The sequence below is a fragment of the Streptomyces sp. NPDC004327 genome, from assembly GCF_042873935.1.
In the GTDB taxonomy this organism is placed as follows: Bacteria; Actinomycetota; Actinomycetes; order Streptomycetales; family Streptomycetaceae; genus Streptomyces.
In genome coordinates this window covers 900,864-918,329 of sequence record NZ_JBIAME010000001.1, presented here as the reverse complement: position 1 = coordinate 918,329, position 17,466 = coordinate 900,864, and the positions used below count along the sequence as shown (strand labels likewise).

19 protein-coding genes are annotated in these 17,466 nt (G+C 74.4%); 11 read left to right on the top strand and 8 right to left on the bottom strand.

Annotated features, from left to right (window positions below; genetic code table 11):
• Nucleotides 1–16: 16 nt before the first annotated feature.
• A complete protein-coding gene (locus ACFYU9_RS03950) occupies nt 17–781 on the bottom strand; it encodes an alpha/beta fold hydrolase (RefSeq protein ID WP_389215006.1) in 765 nt (254 codons plus the stop codon).
• A gap of 139 nt (nt 782–920) precedes the next feature.
• On the opposite strand from ACFYU9_RS03950, the gene ACFYU9_RS03945 reads away from it, so the two are divergent.
• Nucleotides 921–3,422 carry a SpoIIE family protein phosphatase gene (locus ACFYU9_RS03945; RefSeq protein ID WP_389342095.1) on the top strand — a complete coding sequence of 834 codons (2,502 nt, stop codon included), beginning with the start codon at nt 921–923 and terminating at the stop codon, nt 3,420–3,422.
• 33 nt (nt 3,423–3,455) lie between these two features.
• On the opposite strand, the gene ACFYU9_RS03940 is transcribed toward ACFYU9_RS03945, so the two are convergent.
• Nucleotides 3,456–3,671 (bottom strand): hypothetical protein, encoded by a 216-nt coding sequence (locus ACFYU9_RS03940; RefSeq protein ID WP_389342092.1) that lies wholly within the window; start codon nt 3,669–3,671, stop codon nt 3,456–3,458.
• A gap of 231 nt (nt 3,672–3,902) precedes the next feature.
• On the opposite strand from ACFYU9_RS03940, the gene ACFYU9_RS03935 reads away from it, so the two are divergent.
• From ACFYU9_RS03935 to ACFYU9_RS03925, 3 genes are all read left to right on the top strand, one after another.
• A complete protein-coding gene (locus tag ACFYU9_RS03935; protein WP_389215014.1) occupies nt 3,903–4,154 on the top strand; it encodes a type B 50S ribosomal protein L31 in 252 nt (83 codons plus the stop codon).
• A gap of 136 nt (nt 4,155–4,290) precedes the next feature.
• The gene (locus ACFYU9_RS03930; RefSeq protein WP_389342089.1) at nt 4,291–5,130 is read left to right on the top strand and encodes an SDR family oxidoreductase; all 840 of its coding nucleotides are present in this window, start codon (nt 4,291–4,293) and stop codon (nt 5,128–5,130) included.
• 99 nt (nt 5,131–5,229) lie between these two features.
• The gene (locus tag ACFYU9_RS03925) at nt 5,230–5,991 is read left to right on the top strand and encodes an alpha/beta fold hydrolase (protein WP_389215020.1); all 762 of its coding nucleotides are present in this window, start codon (nt 5,230–5,232) and stop codon (nt 5,989–5,991) included.
• A gap of 88 nt (nt 5,992–6,079) precedes the next feature.
• Here the strand turns inward: ACFYU9_RS03925 and ACFYU9_RS03920 are convergent, their stop codons facing one another.
• The gene (locus ACFYU9_RS03920) at nt 6,080–6,571 is read right to left on the bottom strand and encodes a peptidylprolyl isomerase (protein WP_389215023.1); all 492 of its coding nucleotides are present in this window, start codon (nt 6,569–6,571) and stop codon (nt 6,080–6,082) included.
• Between the two features lie 133 nt (nt 6,572–6,704).
• Nucleotides 6,705–6,926, bottom strand: a complete 222-nt coding sequence (locus tag ACFYU9_RS03915) for a hypothetical protein (protein ID WP_389215026.1) — start codon at nt 6,924–6,926, stop codon at nt 6,705–6,707.
• Between the two features lie 182 nt (nt 6,927–7,108).
• Between ACFYU9_RS03915 and ACFYU9_RS03910 the strand changes: the two genes are divergently transcribed.
• Nucleotides 7,109–7,633 carry a hypothetical protein gene (locus tag ACFYU9_RS03910; RefSeq protein ID WP_389215028.1) on the top strand — a complete coding sequence of 175 codons (525 nt, stop codon included), beginning with the start codon at nt 7,109–7,111 and terminating at the stop codon, nt 7,631–7,633.
• An 85-nt stretch (nt 7,634–7,718) separates the two neighbouring features.
• On the opposite strand, the gene ACFYU9_RS03905 is transcribed toward ACFYU9_RS03910, so the two are convergent.
• The 4 genes from ACFYU9_RS03905 to ACFYU9_RS03890 form a co-directional block, all read right to left on the bottom strand.
• Entirely contained in the window at nt 7,719–8,219 is a 501-nt protein-coding gene (locus ACFYU9_RS03905; protein WP_389342086.1) for an NUDIX domain-containing protein, read from the bottom strand.
• A 129-nt stretch (nt 8,220–8,348) separates the two neighbouring features.
• On the bottom strand, nt 8,349–9,224 hold the full coding sequence (locus ACFYU9_RS03900; RefSeq protein ID WP_389215032.1) for a YhjD/YihY/BrkB family envelope integrity protein: 876 nt from the start codon (nt 9,222–9,224) through the stop codon (nt 8,349–8,351).
• A 67-nt stretch (nt 9,225–9,291) separates the two neighbouring features.
• Nucleotides 9,292–9,669: a luciferase family protein gene (locus tag ACFYU9_RS03895; RefSeq protein WP_389215035.1), complete on the bottom strand. Its 378-nt coding sequence runs from the start codon at nt 9,667–9,669 to the stop codon at nt 9,292–9,294.
• An 84-nt stretch (nt 9,670–9,753) separates the two neighbouring features.
• Nucleotides 9,754–10,932 carry a PP2C family protein-serine/threonine phosphatase gene (locus tag ACFYU9_RS03890; RefSeq protein WP_389342980.1) on the bottom strand — a complete coding sequence of 393 codons (1,179 nt, stop codon included), beginning with the start codon at nt 10,930–10,932 and terminating at the stop codon, nt 9,754–9,756.
• A 260-nt stretch (nt 10,933–11,192) separates the two neighbouring features.
• On the opposite strand from ACFYU9_RS03890, the gene ACFYU9_RS03885 reads away from it, so the two are divergent.
• The 6 genes from ACFYU9_RS03885 to ACFYU9_RS03860 all read left to right on the top strand — a co-directional run bounded on the left by ACFYU9_RS03885 (nt 11,193) and on the right by ACFYU9_RS03860 (nt 17,408).
• Nucleotides 11,193–12,062, top strand: coding sequence for an AAA family ATPase (locus ACFYU9_RS03885; protein ID WP_389342083.1), 870 nt, complete (start codon nt 11,193–11,195; stop codon nt 12,060–12,062).
• The gene (locus tag ACFYU9_RS03880; RefSeq protein WP_389342080.1) at nt 12,059–13,462 is read left to right on the top strand and encodes a VWA domain-containing protein; all 1,404 of its coding nucleotides are present in this window, start codon (nt 12,059–12,061) and stop codon (nt 13,460–13,462) included. The genes ACFYU9_RS03885 and ACFYU9_RS03880 overlap by 4 nt, the downstream gene beginning before the upstream one ends.
• Before the next feature lie 47 nt (nt 13,463–13,509).
• On the top strand, nt 13,510–14,094 hold the full coding sequence (locus tag ACFYU9_RS03875; protein ID WP_389215044.1) for a nucleosidase: 585 nt from the start codon (nt 13,510–13,512) through the stop codon (nt 14,092–14,094).
• A gap of 465 nt (nt 14,095–14,559) precedes the next feature.
• Entirely contained in the window at nt 14,560–15,705 is a 1,146-nt protein-coding gene (locus tag ACFYU9_RS03870) for an LLM class flavin-dependent oxidoreductase (RefSeq protein WP_389342077.1), read from the top strand.
• Nucleotides 15,702–17,081 (top strand): NtaA/DmoA family FMN-dependent monooxygenase, encoded by a 1,380-nt coding sequence (locus ACFYU9_RS03865; protein WP_389342075.1) that lies wholly within the window; start codon nt 15,702–15,704, stop codon nt 17,079–17,081. Before ACFYU9_RS03870 ends, ACFYU9_RS03865 begins: the two co-directional genes overlap by 4 nt.
• Before the next feature lie 108 nt (nt 17,082–17,189).
• A complete protein-coding gene (locus tag ACFYU9_RS03860; RefSeq protein WP_389215055.1) occupies nt 17,190–17,408 on the top strand; it encodes a heavy-metal-associated domain-containing protein in 219 nt (72 codons plus the stop codon).
• Nucleotides 17,409–17,466 lie beyond the last annotated feature (58 nt).

Genomic DNA, 17,466 nt, shown 5'->3' with positions numbered 1-17,466 from the left:
GCGCGTGACACGCGCATCAGCCGGCCAGGAAGCCCTCGATCGCGTCCGCCAGTGCCTTCGGGGTCTCCTCCGGGGCGTAGTGGCCCGCGTCCGGGAGGACCGTGAGGCGGGCGTTGGGGTACCAGCGCAGCCAGGTGGCCTCCATGGCGGCCGCGCCGAGGGCCGGGTCGTGGGCGCCGACGACGAGGAGGACGGGGGCCGGGTTGTCGCGGACGCGCTCGTGGAAGTCGGTGCGGGACCAGGAGTCCAGGTAGGCGCGGAAGGCGATGGCGGAGGAGCGGGTCACCGAGCGGTCCACCAGGGCGGCGAGCCAGGCGTCGTCGTAGCGGCCGCCGGTGGTGTTGTCGATGATGGCCCGGCGGTTGCCGTGGTTCTCGGCGGCGCCGGCGAACAGCTCCCAGGTGTCCGGGTCGAGCGGGAAGCCCGCCGCCGAGACCGGGGAGATCCCGATGACCGAGCGCACCCGCTCGGGCGCGTCGAGCAGCATCAGCTGGGCCGCCTTGCCGCCCATCGAGTGGCCGACGACGGAGAAGGTGTCCCAGCCGAGGTCGTCGGCGACGGCGAGCGCGTCGGCCGCGACCTCCTCCATGGTGTACGCGCCGTCGGCGTCGATCGCCTCCCCGTAACCGCGGCAGTCCAGGAAGGCGTAGCTCGCGGCGGAGCCGTCGAGGTGCTCGCGCAGCGGCGCGAAGCTCGTGCGGTCGCCGAACCAGTTGTGCAGGACGAGGACGCGGTGCGGACCGCTGCCCTCCACGTCGTAAGGAAGAACCCGGCCCGTCATCGTGCCCCCTGGTCGTGAGATCCGTTGGAGCCCTCGAGTCTTCCGACCGCCCGTGGCCGCGGTCAATGCCCCCTGAGGGTGGTTCGGGGGGCGCCGGTTCCGGATGCGTGGGGCTTCCGGGCGGGCGCATCCTGGCTGTGTGACCTCGTACGGCGCGGCAGGCCCCGCCCCGTCGGCCGGGCCCGGGCCGCCGCCCCGGGACGGTGGTGCCGACGGGTCCGCGGCGGACGCCTTGACGGTGGTGCTCGCGGAGTCGGTGCTGCGGGCGGTCGAGGCGGCCGGCGGCTATGCGGGCGGGGTCTATCTGCAGTCGGGGACGCCGGGGCTGCTGCGTCTCGCGGTGCTCGCGGGGCTGCCGGGTCCGCTGTTCCGTCCGTGGTGGCGGATGCACGTCAACCGCCCGTTCCCGGTGGCGGAGGCCCACCGCTCGGGGCAGCCCGTCCACCTGGGGGACGTCGAGGAGGCCATGCGGCTGTTCCCGCAGCTCGTGGCGAGCCTGCCGTTCCCCTTCGCCTCCCTCTACACGCCCGTCATCGGCGGCCGCGAGCGCTTCGGCGTCCTCGTCATCCTGCGCGCCCCGACGCCCGGAGTGCCGGTCGACGCCCGGGACCGGACCCGGATGCTGCAGGAGGCGCGGCGGCTCGGAACCACCCTGAGCGGCCTGGCCCGGCACGGGACGCGGGTGGAGTGGCCGGGCGAACCCGTCTCCGTACAGCTGCCGGCCCCCATCGGGCCGCCGGTGCGGATCGGCTACTTCGACTGGAACCTGGCCACCGGCGCCGTCACCGCGGACTCCGGACTGCGGGAGATCCTCGGGGAACCCACCCCGCTCCCGTGGACCGTCGAGGCGCTGACCGGCCGGCTCGTACCGGAGGACGCGTACGCCCTGTGGGCGCTGGCCCGGCAGGCGGCCGAGTCGGGCGGTCCGGCCGCGCGCCGGATCCGCCTGAAGGGCCCGGACGGCGGACTGCACCTCCTGGAGATCACCGCGCGCACGGACGGGAACGTGCTGACCGGCTCGCTCGTCGACCTCGGCAGCGGGCTCGTCGGCTCGGACGCCACCGACCGGCTGCCACGGGCGATCCTCGCCATCGACCGGCTCGGCCGGATCACCTACGTCAACGAGCGCACCGAGGCGCTGCTCGGGCGGCCGCGCGGGGCGCTGGCGGGCCTCCCGCTGTGGGAGGCCCTGCCGTGGTTCGCGCATCCGTACCACGAGGAGCAGCTGCGCGGCGCGCTGCTGTCGGACCAGCCGATCCACTTCCTGGCCCACCCGGGGCGCGGCGAGTGGCTGTCCCTCTCGCTCTATCCGGGCCAGGACGGGGTCACGCTCGTCATGGAGCCGGAGAGCGACCCCGCCAAGCCGCTGCGGATCACGCCGATCGGCGAGGGCGACGGGGTGTCCTCGCCGGAGAGCCGGGCGGCGGCGCTGTACCGCCCGGTGGCGCTGGCCATCGCGCTCTCCGAGGCGGTGACCGCCCGCCAGGTGTCCGCGGTGGTCACCGACGAGCTGCTGCCGGCCTTCGGCGGCCGGCAGCTGGCCATCTACCTGCTCAGCGAACGGCACCTCTACCTGGCCTGGGAGACCGGCTTCCCGCCGGGCTTCCTGGAGCCCTTCGACGGCGTCGGCCTGGACGCCCACGTGCCCGGCGTGGAGACGCTGACGACCGGCCGGCCGCTGTTCTTCGAGTCGATGGAGCAGCTCGGCGCGGCCTATCCGGACATGCCGCTCGACGCGAACACGGGCGCCCGGGCGTTCCTGCCGCTGATCGCCTCGGGCCGGCCGGTGGGCACCTGCATCCTCGGCTTCGACCAGCCGCGCGGCTTCACCGCAGAGGAGCGCACCGTCCTCACCGCCCTCGCGGGCCTGATCGCCCAGGCCCTGGAGCGGGCGCAGCGCTACGACTCCGAGTCCGCGCTCGCCCGCGGCCTGCAGGACGCGCTGCTCCCGCACCGGCTGCCGGTGTACGAGGGCGTGGACACCGTCGGCCGCTATCTGCCGGGCACCCAGGGCATGGACGTGGGCGGCGACTGGTACGACGTGATCGAGACGGACGACGGCCGGCTGGCCCTGGTGATCGGCGACGTCCAGGGCCACGGGGTGGCCGCGGCGGCCACGATGGGTCAGCTGCGCAGCGCGGTACGGGCGTTCGCGCTCGGCGGGCACCCGCCCGAGGACGTGGTGCGCGGAACCAACCGGCTCCTCATCGACCTGGACCCGGGCCAGTTCGCGAGCTGCTGCTACGTCGCCCTCGACCCGGCGACCGGCGCGGCGGAGGCGGCCCGCGCCGGACATCCGCAGCCGCTGCTGCGCCGGTCGGACGGCACCTCGGAGGTGGTGGACCTCGCGGGCGGCGTGGTCCTCGGCGTCGACGGCACCGCCACGTATCCGGTGACCCGGCTGCGGCTCGCGCCGGGCGAGGTCCTCGCGCTGTTCACGGACGGCCTGGTCGAGCGACCGGGCAGCGACATCGACGAGGGCATCGAACGGCTGCGCCGCAGCTTCGCCGCCACCGGCACGGCCGCCCTCACCGAGACCGCCGACCGCCTGATGCGCGAGGCCCGCCAGGCCCCGGACCGGCCGGACGACATCGCGCTGCTGCTGGCGGCACGCTGGGGCCCCCGAAGGCAGCGCGCGTGACGGCGGGCCGGACGCGGCCGGACGGCGAACCGGTCAGGACAGGTGGTGGTTGTCGGTCGTCGGCACGCCGGACCGCACGTTGACGGACGAGGAGTTCATCCGGTCCCGATGCGCCTGTTCCCGGCGGGCCCGCTCCAGGACGAGCCCCTCGGCGTTCTCGGTGGAGCCGCCGCGCCTGCGCAGCAGGACGGCGATGAGCAGCCCGGCACTGGCCGCGAGGACGCCGAACAGTGTGAGGAGTGCGGTCATGGGATTCCCCCTTCGTTCCCCTGCCCGACCCTAACGCGCCGTCGTCGACACGGGAATGGCCGCGCCGCCCGGCTCGTCGTGCCGTGGCACAGCGGCCTCGCGGGCGCGGTGGCGGCCGGGTGCGGGGCAGCCGCCGTCACCCGGTCGGGTGGGCGGCGTGGTCGTGCGGGCGGTGCGCGGGGAGGCTGGGCAGCACCGGGGGATCGCTGGCAGGGCGTCCGAGGAGGAGATGTGCAGCAGGACAAGCAGCCGGAGTACCGGGCCGTGGTGTTCCGCGACAAGTCGGCCGGGTTCGCTTTTCTGACCCGGTCCACGGCGACGAGCGACCAGACCATCGACTGGGACGACGGCAACACGTACCCGGTGGTGGACGTGGAGATCTCGTCGGAGAGCCATCCGTTCTACACGGGCAAGGCGCGGACCGTGGACGCCCAGGGACGGATCGCGAAGTTCGAGGGCCGCTACGGCAAGAGCGACGACTGAGCCCGCCGCTTCCGAACAGCCGCGGAAAGTGGCCAGGAGATGGCCAGTTCACCTTCCAGGATGAGTGTCGTGACCACGGCGGGGCGGTTCCGCCCCGCCGGGTCGCTTCCTGATGACTTCTTGGAAGGAACACATCATGATCGTGGTCACCGGAGCGACCGGGAACGTCGGACGTCTGCTCGTGGCGGCTCTCGCCGGGGCCGGAGAGGACGTGACGGCGGTGAGCCGCCGGGCGGGCGCGGAGCCGCTGCCCGCGGGCGTGCGGCACCGGGCCGCCGACCTCGCCCGGCCGGAGGGACCGGCCGTCGCCTTCGCGGGCGCCGACGCGGTGTATCTGCTGGTCGCCGGGGTCGGTGCGGAGCTGGACCCGCGGGCGATCGTCGGCGCCGCCGTGGCGGCCGGGGTGCGCCGGATCGTCCTGCAGTCCTCTCAGCTCGCCGGCACCCGCCCCGACTCGCCGTCGCACGCCCCGCTGCGGGCGTTCGAGGCGGCGGTACGGGACTCCGGTGTGGAGTGGACGGTGCTGCGGCCGTCCGGTTTCGCCTCCAACGCCTTCCTCTGGTCCGAGTCGGGGCGCGCCGCCCGGACCGTCGCCGCGCCCTTCGCCGAGACCGCGCTGCCGGTCGTCGACCCGGCGGACATCGCTGACGTGGCCGCCGCCGCGCTCCGCGAGGACGGGCACCACGGACGGACGTACGTGCTGACCGGCCCGGCGGCGGTGAGCCCGCGCGAGCAGGCGGCGGCGCTGGCCCTGGCCGTGGACGCGCCGGTGCGGTTCGTGGCGCAGACCCGCACGGAGGCGCGCGCCCATCTGGTGCGGTTCCTACCGGAGCCGGCCGTCGACGGGATGCTGTCGGTGCTGGGCGAGCCGAGCGCCGAGGAGCGGCGGGTGAGCCCGGACGTGGCCCGGGTGCTCGGGCGCGCCGGGCGGCCGTTCGCGGCGTGGGCGGAGCGGAACGCGGCCGCGTTCGCCTGAGGTCCGAGCCGGTTCCCCGGGCGTTGTCAGTGGTGCCTCGTAGGGTGGTCGGTGCCGGTGGGGAGCCGGTCCTACGGGGAGAGTGCGGGAGGCAGGGCCATGCGGGAGCTGTATCTGACGGAGACGCGGGCGCACGTGCGGTGGCTCGATCTGCCGGGCGGCGGCGAGGGGCCGGCACGGGTGTTCGTGCACGGCCTCGGCTGCACGGCCGCCTCCGACTTCGCGCACGTCGCGGTGCATCCGGAGCTGGCCGGGCGGCGTTCGCTCCTGGTCGATCTGCTGGGCTTCGGGCTGAGCGACCGGCCGGCCGGTTTCGACTACCGGATGGAGTCGCAGGCGGCGGTCGTGGCCCGGATCCTCGACCACGAGGGCCTGACCGGCGTGGAGCTGGTGGGGCACTCGATGGGCGGGGCCGTCGCGATCCATCTCGCCGCGGCGCGGCCGGATCTGGTGGACCGGCTGGTGGTGGCCGAGCCGAATCTGTACGCGGGCGGGGGGATGTTCTCCTCCCCCGTCGCCGCGCAGGGGGAGGACGCCTTCGTGCGCGAGGGCTTCGCGGCGATGCTGGCGGCGCAGCGGCGGGCGGACTACGCGGCGCGGCTGCGGCTGGCGGATCCGCTGGCCGTGCACCGCAGCGCCGTGGCGCTGGTGGAGGGTTCGGTGCCGGCGGCGGGCGAGCTGTTCGCGGCACTGCCGCGGCCCCGGGCGTTCCTGGTGGGCGAGGCGAGTCTGCCGGACGCCGATGCCGAGAAGGTGGCGGCCGAGGGCATACCCGTGCTCGTGGTCCCGGCAGCCGGCCACAACATGATGATCGACAACCCGGACGGCTTCGCCAGGGCGCTGGCCCGGGCCCTTCGCTGACGGACAGGCGACCGCCCCCGGACCGGATGCGGCACGGGGGCGGGTGGTCGACGCCCGGCGCGGGGCCGGGCTGTCGGGAACCTCAGTCTCAGACGGTGCCGGAGGCGGCGACGCGGATGTCGGCCTTGGTGCGGCCGGACGGGGTGCCGTAGGACTCGATCTTCGTGACGATGTCCATGCCCTCGACGACCTCGCCGAAGACGACGTGCTTGCCGTCGAGCCAGGGGGTCACGACGGTCGTGATGAAGAACTGGGAGCCGTTGGTGCCGGGGCCCGCGTTGGCCATCGACAGCAGACCCGGGCGGCTGTGCTTGATCTGGAAGTTCTCGTCGGCGAACTTCTCGCCGTAGATGCTCTTGCCGCCGGTGCCGTTCTCGTTGGTGAAGTCACCACCCTGGAGCATGAACTCGGGGATGACACGGTGGAACGGGGAGCCGGCGTAGCCGAAGCCGTTCTGGCCGGTGCACAGCTCACGGAAGTTACGGGCCGTCTTCGGGACGACGTCGTCGTACAGCTTGAAGACGATGCGGCCGGCCGGCTGCTTGTCGATGGTGATGTCGAAGTAAACGTTCTCGCTCATGGGGACATCCTGTCATTTCCCAGGTACTGCGCGCGCACGGGCCACCGCCTGACGGGTGGTGGGTGGCATGGACGTGCCCCGCACGGCCCTGCCGGGAGGGCGGTGCGGGGCACGGACACCACGGGGGACGCGGTCAGAGCACGCCGCCGGTGTGCAGGGTCTGGACGGTGTCGCCGGCCTTCTCGACGGCGCCGTGCAGGAGGGCGCCGGCGCCCTGGTCCTCCTGGAGCAGGCCGGTGATCCCGTCGACCGGGCCGCTGCTCTCCGCGGCGGAGGCGTGCGGGGGCGGGGAGACGAGGGCGGTGACGACGCCTGCCGCGAGGGAGGCGATGGCGAGCATGCTGCGCTTCTTCATGGCCTGGTCAACTGACGAGGAGCGGCGAGGTTACGGGCGGCGGCGCGCCGGTTCCCGTACGCCCGCCCCGTTTCCCTGCGAATCGGAAGAAGTTCTCATATAAGGAGGAACCGTACGACCGTGGCGTATGTCTCTCCCAGTGACACCACTGTCCCCGCCACCGAAGAGATCCGGGGGACGTCATGCTCCACCGTCAGAGCCTCGCGGCCGCGGCCGCGGGCATCCTCCTCGCCGCCGGGATCGGGGCCACCGTCCCCGCCGGCGCCACCACCGCACCGCCCCGGACGACGGCCCCGCCGGCCACGGCCCAGGTCGTCGACGTCCGCTGGGGCGGTCACCCCGCCTTCGACCGGCTCGTCATCGACGTCCGGGGCAAGCTGCCCCCGGTGACCGTCAAGCCGGTGAAGGTGCTGCGCTACGACGGCTCGGGCAACAGGGTTCCGCTCCCCGGGACGTTCTTCCTGGAGATCAGGCTCTCTCCGGCGACCGCGCACAACGCCGCCGGCCAGTCCGTCTACCGCGGACCCCGGCTGGTCAGGATCCAGCTGCCCGCGCTCAAGGGGATCGCCCTGACCGGTGACTTCGAGGGCGTCGTCACCGTCGGAGCGGCCTTCCACGCCAAGCCCGTCTACACGTCCTTCGTACTGCACTCCCCCGAGCGCTTCGTGCTCGACATCGCCCACCCGATGGGCCACTGCGGGCGGTGAGCCCGCTGGCGCCCCGCCCCGGGGCGGCGACCGTCCTGCGACGGCCACCGCCCCTCGTCGCGCCCGGGCTTCCCAAGGCTCCGGCTCAGCAGTCGTAGCCGGACTCCAGGTACAGGGTGGCGCCGGTCCTGCGGGCCCGGTCGACCTCGGCGAGACGGCGGAAGGAGCGCGGGTCCATCTCCGTCTCCCACTCCGCGAGGGTCCGCAGCCGGTACTCGGTGTGCTCGGTCGGGTCGAGCACCACGGCCGCGATCTGCTCGTCGGTCAGCTCGCCGCCGTCGAAGATGAAGCCGATGTGGTTCGCCGGCCACTGCTCGCCGCGGTCGGTGGTGAAGTGGGCCGCGAGCAGTCGCTGTTCGCCCTCGTGCACCAGCCCCGTCTCCTCCCGGCACTCCCGGACGGCCGTTTCCCAGGGCGTCTCCCCCGGGTCCATGTTCCCGCCGGGCCACTGCCAGACTCCGGGCTCCCAGGTCGCGCGCAGCTGGAGCGGGCGGCCGCGGGTGTCGGTGAAGTAGAGACAGGCGTACGCGGTCGCTCTCGGCAGCGTCGCGATGAACTCGGCGGGCGGCAGCCAGGTGTTCGCCATGGGCGGCTCTCTCTCGGCGGGCGAATGGATCACCACCCATCCAAGCGGTCCGGGCGCCCCGGCCGGCCCCGGAGCCCGGTCATCACCCCGATCGGGTGATCGCCCGGCATCGCCCCTGACCAGTGCGTCTCAGGGCTGGTCGGAGCGGGGCGGCTCGCGGTTGAGCCGGCGCAGCAGGAGGAGCTCGTGGACCAGGCGGCCGACGAGCGCGCCGCCGTAGACGACGAAGCCGACGCCGACGAGCCAGGACTGCAGGACCAGGACGGTGCCGAACTGGCCGTACGTCACCGCGTTGGAGGCGATCAGCGGGGAGAAGACGTACTGAGAGAAGACCCGCAGGCCGAGCAGGCCGAACGCGGTGAGGACGGCGCCGGGGAACAGGGCCCGCCAGCGGATGCGGCCGCACAGCAGGAAGCGCTGCGACCACCAGAAGAACAGGAAGGTGCCGGCGACGTCGCCCGCGGCGACGAGCGCGGTGACTCCGGCGGAGGCGTGGTCCGGGGCGGGGGTGGCGACGTACAGCAGGAGCGCGGCGACGAGGACGGCGAGCCAGACGACGTGACGCCACATGGTGTGCCAGCGGGCGGTGGGCAGGTCCCAGACGCGTTCGTAGCCGGTCTGCACGGCCGAACCGAAGGTCACGCCGAAGGCGGCGAGCGCGGCGAGGCCGAAGGCGGTGGTGCGCTCCAGGGCAGCCCCCGGCTGCCCGAAGAGCCGTTCGACCTCCTCCCGGGAGACCGCGGAGACGCCGAGGCCCTCGATGAGCCAGCGGGCGAAGCCGTGGCCGCTGGCGAGGTCGGCGGCGGCGACCACGATGAGGAGCGGGACGAGGGTGAGCAGGCTGAGCGCGGCGAACCCCATGGCGCGGTGCATGAGCTCCATCTCGCGCCCGCGGTTCCACACGAGCCCGACGGGTGACGTGAGGACCCGGGCGTGCAGCCGGGGGAGCCAGTGGCCGTTCTCGCTGAGGGGACCGCCGTGCGGCGCACCGGAATTCGGGGGCATGCCTCGTGGGGTACCCCGCGAGGCGGCCGAACCCGTCCGGTGTGCCGCCGAACGGGTGGGTCCGGGTTCAGAAGCGGGCGAACGGGCGCCCGGTGCGGGTGCAGTGGTCGGGGGCGGTGTCGTCACCGGGGTACGGGTCCCCGGTGGCCTGGAGGGCGGCGCTGACGAGGGTCGCCAGGAGGTCGATGTCCGATCCCATGTCCAGACGGACCGTCACCCAGCCGGAGCCGGCGCGCAGTCGGAGCGCGCTGGAGCCGAGGAGGGCCGGCCGGAGCCGGGCGATCATGGCACGGGTGAGGTGGACCTCGGCCTCGTGCTCGCCGTGGAAGTGCACGATCTCCTGCGTCGCGGTGCGCAGTCCGAGCTCGGCGCCGCACGGCGTGCGGTCGGCGATCAGCGAGGGCCAGCTCATCAGGCGTTCACTGGCGTGCCTGGCTGTGTTCATACCGAGGAGACTGCCGCGCCGCGCGGACCGGCACAAGCGTCCGGCCGAAAGAATCCCGCCTTGACCGAAAACCGTTGACTCGCCTCAGTGGACGGGGCGTTCGCGGACCCGGGCGGCGAGCACGGCGACGTCGTCCTCGGCGGTGTGCGCGTCGAGCCGGCGCAGCACCTCGCGGACGACCGCCTCCGGGCCCGAACCCGCCGGCAGTCGCAGTGCGGCGAGCCGGGCGAGGGAGACGTCGATGTCCTCGCCGCGCCGTTCCACCAGGCCGTCGGTGAAGAGCAGCAGGGTGTCGGCGGGGGTGAGGGTGCGGACGGCCGGCTCGTAGCCGCCGAGGCCGGTGCCGAGCGGCGGGCCGACGGGGAGGTCGACGAGTTCGGCGGAGCCGTCGGCAGCGAAGACGACGGGCGGCAGATGGCCGGCACTGGCGAAGGTGGCGGTGGAGCGGGCCGGGTCGACCTGGATCAGCAGACAGGTGGCGGGGCGGCGGCCCTCGTCCTCGGCGACGACGGCGTCCAGCTGGCGCAGCACCCGGTGCGGCGGCAGGTCGGTGGCGGCGACCTCGCGCAGGGCGCCGCGGTAGGCGTTCATGTCGACGGCGGCGTCCAGGCCGTGGCCCATGACGTCGCCGACGACGAGGAGGCTGCGGCCGAAGTGGAGCCGCACGGTCTCGAACCAGTCGCCGCCGACGAGGGTGCGCGGCCCGGCCGGCAGATAGCGGCCGGCGATCTCCAGGTTGGGGTGCGGGCGGCCGGGTTCGGCGACCAGGGCGCGCTGCAGGTGCAGGGCGGTGGCCTCGGTGGCCGCCAGCCTGCGGGCGTGTCCGAGGTGGACGCCGGCGAGCCGGGCGGCATGGGCGAGAACGGCCGTGTCGTGTCCCGAGAAGCCCCCGCCGGCCCGGGCCACCCGCACCCGGCCCAGCTCCTCTCCCGTGGCCGCCAGCAGCGGCACGGCGAGGACGGTGCGGCCCGCGCTCTCGGCGTCGGGGACTTCGGCGTCGAGGTCTTCGGCACCGGGGGTTTCGGCGCCGGGAGCTTCGGCGTCCTTCAGCAAGGCGGCGTTTCCGGCCACCGCGGCGGGTCCGGGAAGAGCCGGGGCGCCGTCCTGGCGGCGGAGGTCGACCGCTGCCGCATCGGCGACCCGGCGCAGGAGGAATCCGGCCAGTTCGGCGCAGATGACGTCCTCGTCGAGCCGCGTCCCTATCTCCGCGGCGGCGTGCTCCAGGGCGTCGACCCGGGCGAGGACGGCCTCGTACTCCCCCACCGGCAAGGACCGCTCCCCTGCTCGTTCGGACACCGTGCCTCCACCGCCGTTCCGCCTCCCCCCATTCCATCAGCGGCCCGCCCGCGCCGCGCGCGGCACCCTCCGGACCAGCGAAGGTTCACCCTCCGTGAGGCTCAGGGGCAGACTTCGGCAGGCGGCGGCATCGTACCCGTGGGGCAAGCCTGTCGCATGGAGACGCGCCGGACGCTACGCTGCGACTACTGGCCGGTAACCATTGCTCGCACTCCGGGGGAACAGCCATGACGACCGGGTACTTCAGCTCCGTCGACGACGTCGCCGCACGCCTCGCCGCCACCGGCTATCTGGCCTCGCCCGCCGTCGCCACCGCCGTCTTCCTCGCCGACCGGCTGGGCAAGCCGCTGCTCGTCGAGGGGCCCGCCGGGGTCGGCAAGACCGAGCTGGCGAAGGCGGTCGCGCAGGTCGCCGGGGCACGGCTCGTCCGGCTGCAGTGCTACGAGGGCGTCGACGAGTCCCGGGCACTGTACGAGTGGAATCACGCCAAGCAGCTGCTGAGGATCACCGCGGGCCGCGGCGAGAGCTGGGACGAGACCCGCACGGACATCTTCGGCGAGGAGTTCCTGCTCCCCCGGCCGCTGCTCACCGCCATCCGCTCCGCGGAGCCGACCGTGCTGCTCGTCGACGAGACGGACAAGGCCGACGTGGAGGTCGAGGGGCTGCTCCTGGAGGTCCTGAGCGACTTCCAGGTGACCGTGCCCGAGCTCGGCACCATCACCGCCACCCGCCGCCCCTTCGTCGTGCTCACCTCCAACGCCAGCCGCGAGCTCTCCGAGGCCCTGCGCCGCCGCTGCCTCTTCCTGCACATCGGCTTCCCTGAGGAGGAGCTGGAACGCCGGATCGTGCGGAGCAAGGTGCCCGGCATCGACGAGGCGCTCGCCGCCTCCCTGGTCCGAGTGGTCGGCGCGCTGCGGGCCATGGACCTGCGCAAGGCGCCCTCGGTCGCGGAGACCGTCGACTGGGCCCGCACACTGCTGGCGCTCGGCGCGGACACGCTCTCGGAGGAGGTCGTGCGCGAGACCCTGGGCGTGATCCTCAAGCACCAGGAGGACATCCGGAAGGCGGCGGCCAAGCTCGACCTGGACGCGGCGTGACGCCCGGCCGGGAGCCGGCCGGGGCGGGCGACCGGGTCACCGGCCTCGTCCGGGCCCTGCGGGCGCACGGCTTCTCCATCGGCACCGGCGAGACCGTCGACGCCGGGCTCGCGCTCACGGCGGTGGGCTTCGAGGACCGGGGACGGATGCGGGAGGCGCTCGCGGCGACGCTGCTGCACGGCGAGGGACAGCGCACGGTGTTCGACCGGGTCTTCGACCTGTACTTCCCGCTCGTCGAGGGACGCGAGACGGACCCCGGCCCGGCGGCGGCCGACGACCCGGCGGCCGACCCCGCGGCGGCCCTCCGGGAGCTGCGGGAGCGGCTCGCCGCCGCGCTCGCCGCGGGCGACGGCACCGGGCTCGACGCGCTCGCGGCCGAGGCCGTCGGGACGCTCGGCGGCTACGGCGCCACGCCCGGCTCGGACGGCTGGTCCTCGTACCAGACCCTGTCCCGGCTGCGCCCCGAGACCCTGCTCGCCCGGATCCGGACGGCGCTGCGCCAGGAGGAGAGGGGGCCGGAGTTCACCGACCGGCTCACCGACGACGAGATCCGCCGGCGCATCGAGGACTTCCGGGAGCGGGTGCGCACCGAGGCGCGCCGCCGGGTCGCGCAGCGGCAGGGCCGCGACCGGGTGGCCCGGCGCGCCGTCGAGGCGAGCGCGGACCGGATCGACTTCCTGCTCGCCGGCCGGGCCCAGCTGGACGAGCTGCGACGTACGGTACGGCCGCTGGCGCGGCGCCTGGCGACCCGGCTCGCCGCGCGCCGCCGGCGGGCCGCGCGGGGCGAGATCGATCTGCGGCGCACCCTGCGCCGCTCGCTGTCGACCGGCGGCGTGCCGATGCGGCCGGTGCTGCGGCAGCGGCGCCCGGGGCGGCCCGAGCTGGTGCTGCTGTGCGACGTGTCGGGCTCGGTGGCGGGCTTCGCGCACTTCACGATGCTGCTCGTGCAGGCGCTGCACGACCAGTTCAGCCGGGTGCGGGTGTTCGCCTTCGTCAACCGGGTCGACGAGGTGACGGACCTGGTGGCCCGGGGCCGCGCGGACCCGGCGGGGCTCGGTGAGCGGATCCTGGCGGAGGCGGAGCTGACCGGCTGGCACGGGCAGAGCGACTACGGGACGGCGCTCGGCGAGTTCGCCGAGCGGTACGCGGACGCGGTGGGCCCGCGTACGGTCGTCTTCGTCCTCGGCGACGCCCGCACCAACCGGAGCGACCCGAACCTGCCGGCCCTCAAGCGCATCGCGGACCGGGCCCGCCGGGTGTACTGGCTGAATCCGGAGCAGCCCGCGCTCTGGTCCACCGGCGACTCCGTCGCGCACGCCTACGCGGACCTGGTCGACATGCGCCCCTGCCGCAACGCCCGCCAGCTCGCCGACCTGGTCGGACGGCTGCTCCCGGTGTGAGCGGCCGGCGGGCGGCCCGGTGCGCGGCACCGGGTAGCGTGGCACGCATGGAACTCATCGGTGAGATCACGACCGGCCGCCCGCTCCTCGTCCTCGCGGTCAAGGAGGAGGCCCAGCACCTCGACACCGACCTGCCCGTGCTGCTCACCGGCATGGGCAAGGTCAACGCGGCCACCGCGCTGGCGACCGCCCTGGCCCGCGGCCCGCGGCCCTCCGAGGTGGTCAACCTCGGCACGGCGGGCGCGCTGCGCCCGGGCTGGACCGGCACGCATCTGATCGGCACCGTGCTCCAGCACGACTTCGACGGACAGCTCCTCGCCACCCTCACCGGCGAGACCTACGGCGCCCCGCTGACCCTGGCCGGCGGCGGCGAGGCCGTCCTCGCCACGGGCGACGCCTTCATCGCCGACGAGGCGTCCCGCGAGCGCCTCGCCGCCCGCGCCGCGCTGGTCGACATGGAGGGCTACGCCCTCGCCTCGGCGGCGGCCCTCGCCGGGGTGCCGCTGCGCATGGTCAAGCACGTCAGCGACGACGCCGGGGAGGGCGCCGGCCGCAGCTGGCGCGAGTCGGTCGCCCAGTGCGCGCGCGAGCTCGCGGACTGGGCGGAGGCGAACACGCCGTACCGGGGCTGAGCGGGCCTCAACTCAGCCCCGGGCGGCCGTCCTTCCCAGCTCCTCACCACCGGTCGCCCTTGACATTCCGGAACCGCCCCTGCCTAAGCTGGGGCGGTTCCCCCTTTTGGACGTCCGGCCCCGTGGAGGCCCCCGTGCACGCACCGATCGCCGCGCAGCGCCGTGGCCGTCGTGCCGTGCGGGCCGGGGCCCTGCTGAGCTGCCGGCGGCATGTGGACTTCTGCCGCACCGCCTCCGCCATCTGTCCTTCCGCGCACCGCTGATCACCGCCCCGCCGCCGCGCGAGCTGCCTGGTTCCGCTCGCCGCGCCGCGCTCCCGGGCCGTCCTGTGCCGCGCACCCGCTGACACCCCTCCGTACCGCCGCCTCGCCCTGCCCGCATGGCGGCGTGGCGTGACGGAGTCGTGCCTCCGTGCCGGTGCGGCGACGGTCCGTCCTGTCGCCTCAGCCCTTCGGAAGGACCCCCATGCCTCACCCTCCCCTGCACCTGGCCGTCGAGATCGACGGCGACGGTGACCATCCGGCCGCCTGGCGCCGTTCCGCCCACGCGCCAGGAGCGCTGCTCGGACCGCGCCGGGTCGCGCGGACCGCGGCCGTCGCGGAGAACGCCGGATTCACCCTGGTCACGCTCGACGACGACATCCTGCCGCCCGGCTCCGCCGCCTCCGGCGGCCCGGCGGGGCGGCTCGGGGCCGTCGAGCGGGCCGCGTTCATCGCCGCGTCCACCAGCGTGATCGGCGTCGCTCCGGTCGTCGCCACCACCTACGCCGAACCGTTCCACGTCTCCAGCCGGCTCGCCTCGCTCGACCACGTCTCCGTCGGCCGGGCCGGCTGGGTCGTGGGCGTCGAGGAGACGGCCGAGGCGGCCCGGGCCTGGGGGCGGCCCCGGGTGACGGGCGAGGCGGCGCTGCGCCGGGAGGCGGTCGACGGACTGCGGGTGGTGCGCGACCTGTGGGACTCGTGGGAGGACGACGCCGTCGTCCGGTCGGTGGCGAGCAGCCGCTATCTGAACGGCGAGCGGCTGCACTACGTGGACTTCGAGGGCGAGACCTACAGCGTGAAGGGCCCGGCGATCGTGCCCCGCCCGCCGCAGGGCCGGCTCGTGGTGCTCGCGCCGGCCGGTCTCGTGCCCCAGGCCCTCGTCGACATCGCCCTGGTGGACGGCTCCTCGCCCGCCCTGCTCGGCGAGGCGGCGGCCGCCTCGGGCGCGCCGCTCGCGTTCGCCGAGATCGAGGTGGCCCTGGACACGCCCGGCGAGCCGGCGGCGGAGCGGATCGCGGACCTGGAGCGGTACGCGCCCTGGGACACCGCGCCCGGCAGGCCACCGGGCAGGCTGCGCTACACCGGCCCGGCGCGCGGACTCGTCGCGCTCCTGGAGGAGCTGAGCGGTCTGGTCGACGGGGTGCGGCTGCACCCGCTGGTCCTGGACGAGGACCTGTCGGTCCTCTCCCGGCTCGTGCTGCCCGAGCTGTTCGTGCGGCGGGTGGCGGCGCGCCCGCTGCCCGGCGCCACGCTCCGCACCAACCTGGGGCTCCCCCGTCCCGAGAGCCGCTTCGCCACCACCGCCGCCCTCACCACCGCCGCCACGAACTCCCGGGAGGGGAACCGATGACGCGCACCGACCCCCAGGACGTCCCCCGCCCCGACGCCCAGCTGCACTTCGGCGTGTTCTTCCAGGGCGTCAACCACTGGACCGTCTGGTCGCACCCGGACAGCGGCTCGCAGATCGACCCGGCCTCCTTCCGCCGGATCGCGCAGACCGCCGAGCGCGGGCTGTTCGACGCCTTCTTCCTCGGCGACGGGCTGCGGCTGCGCGAGACCGACGGCCGGGTGCACGAACTGGACGTGGCCGGGCGGCCGGACGCGCTCGTGCAGCTGTCCGCGCTCGCCGCCGTCACCCACCGGATCGGCCTGGTGTCGACGTCCAACACGACCTTCAACGAGCCGGGCGACCTGGCCCGCCGCTTCGCCAGCCTCGATCTGCTCTCCGGCGGCCGGGCCGGCTGGAACGTCGTCACCACCGACAACGCCTGGACCGGCGCCAACTTCCGCCGCGGCGGCTTCCTCGACCACGACGACCGCTACATACGCGCCGAGGAGTTCCTCCGCGTCGCCCGGTCGATCTGGGACGGCTGGGCGGACGGCGCGGTCGCCGACTCGGCCGACGCCCGCACCTGGTCCGTGCCGGGCGCGATCGGCCAGGTACGGCTCAAGGGCGCGCAGTTCGACGTGGAGCTGACGCCGACGCAGCCGCGCAGCCCGCAGGGGCATCCGGTGATCTTCCAGGCGGGCGACTCGCCGGCCGGCCGGGACTTCGGGGCGCGCAACGCGGACGTCATCTTCTCGGCGCACGGTCAGGACTTCGACGACGCGCTGGCGTTCGCCGAGGACATCCGGCGGCGGCTGCGCGCGGCCGGGCGGCCGGAGGACGCACTGCGCATCCTTCCGGGCACGGAGATCATCATCGGCGCGACGGAGAAGGAGGCCGAGGAGAAGGCCCGCTGGGTCCGTCTGGAACAGGTCACCCCCGCGACCGCGCTCGCCATCGCGAGCCGGCTGTGGAACCTGGACCTGTCGGAGCGGGACGCCGACGGGCCGCTGCCCACCGAGGACCCCGTGGTGCTGGAGCACACCGGCGAGTTCGGCACGCGGCAGTTCCGCGACCCGCGGGCCGAGGTCGCCGAGTGGCGGGCCAGGGCGGAGGCGAACGGCTGGTCGCTGCGGGAGACGGTGATCGAGCTGGGCCCGCAGCGCGGGCACATCGGCACCCCGTCCGGACTCGCCGACAAGTTCACGCGCTTCGCCCGGCACGGCGCGGTCGACGGCTTCAACATCACGCCGTACCTGATCCCGGACGGCCTCGACGACATCGTGGAGCTGCTCGTGCCGGAGCTCCAGGAGCGCGGGGCGTACCGGACGGCGTACACGGGGACGACGCTGCGCGAGCACCTGGACCTGAGGCCGGTGGCCGAAGCCGCGCCGGCCTGAACCATTCCTTGCGAGTGATACCCCCCAGGGGTATAAATGAATCAACGGAATACCCCTACCGGGTATCACCACGGCGGGGTATCACGCGCACTGGCTCAGGAGGTTCCCATGTCCACGTTCTCCACCACCTACAAGGTCTCCGGCGTCAACAGCGGTCACTGCAAGGCGATCGTGACCGAGGCCCTGCGCGGTCTTGAGAGCGTCGACACGGTGCACGTGGAGATCTCCACCGGTCTCGTCACGGTCCACACCAGCGCCGAGCCCGACGACGCGCTGATCTCCGGGACGATCGACGACGCCGGCTATGACTTCCACGGCCGCGCCTGACCCGAGCTCAGCCACGGAAGACACCGGCGTGGGGCCGGGCGACACGTCGCCCGGCCCC

Bases quoted from the DNA above. Each gene is read 5' to 3' on its own strand.
- ACFYU9_RS03875 (WP_389215044.1), top strand. From the start codon at position 13,510: ATGGAACTCATCGGTGAGATCACGACCGGCCGCCCGCTCCTCGTCCTC.
- ACFYU9_RS03930 (WP_389342089.1), top strand. From the start codon at position 4,291: ATGATCGTGGTCACCGGAGCGACCGGGAACGTCGGACGTCTGCTCGTG.
- ACFYU9_RS03905 (WP_389342086.1), bottom strand. From the start codon at position 8,219: ATGGCGAACACCTGGCTGCCGCCCGCCGAGTTCATCGCGACGCTGCCG.
- ACFYU9_RS03940 (WP_389342092.1), bottom strand. From the start codon at position 3,671: ATGACCGCACTCCTCACACTGTTCGGCGTCCTCGCGGCCAGTGCCGGG.
- ACFYU9_RS03950 (WP_389215006.1), bottom strand. From the start codon at position 781: ATGACGGGCCGGGTTCTTCCTTACGACGTGGAGGGCAGCGGTCCGCAC.
- ACFYU9_RS03920 (WP_389215023.1), bottom strand. From the start codon at position 6,571: ATGAGCGAGAACGTTTACTTCGACATCACCATCGACAAGCAGCCGGCC.
- ACFYU9_RS03900 (WP_389215032.1), bottom strand. From the start codon at position 9,224: ATGCCCCCGAATTCCGGTGCGCCGCACGGCGGTCCCCTCAGCGAGAAC.
- ACFYU9_RS03910 (WP_389215028.1), top strand. From the start codon at position 7,109: ATGCTCCACCGTCAGAGCCTCGCGGCCGCGGCCGCGGGCATCCTCCTC.
- ACFYU9_RS03885 (WP_389342083.1), top strand. From the start codon at position 11,193: ATGACGACCGGGTACTTCAGCTCCGTCGACGACGTCGCCGCACGCCTC.
- ACFYU9_RS03895 (WP_389215035.1), bottom strand. From the start codon at position 9,669: ATGAACACAGCCAGGCACGCCAGTGAACGCCTGATGAGCTGGCCCTCG.
- ACFYU9_RS03915 (WP_389215026.1), bottom strand. From the start codon at position 6,926: ATGAAGAAGCGCAGCATGCTCGCCATCGCCTCCCTCGCGGCAGGCGTC.
- ACFYU9_RS03860 (WP_389215055.1), top strand. From the start codon at position 17,190: ATGTCCACGTTCTCCACCACCTACAAGGTCTCCGGCGTCAACAGCGGT.
- ACFYU9_RS03870 (WP_389342077.1), top strand. From the start codon at position 14,560: ATGCCTCACCCTCCCCTGCACCTGGCCGTCGAGATCGACGGCGACGGT.
- ACFYU9_RS03865 (WP_389342075.1), top strand. From the start codon at position 15,702: ATGACGCGCACCGACCCCCAGGACGTCCCCCGCCCCGACGCCCAGCTG.
- ACFYU9_RS03925 (WP_389215020.1), top strand. From the start codon at position 5,230: ATGCGGGAGCTGTATCTGACGGAGACGCGGGCGCACGTGCGGTGGCTC.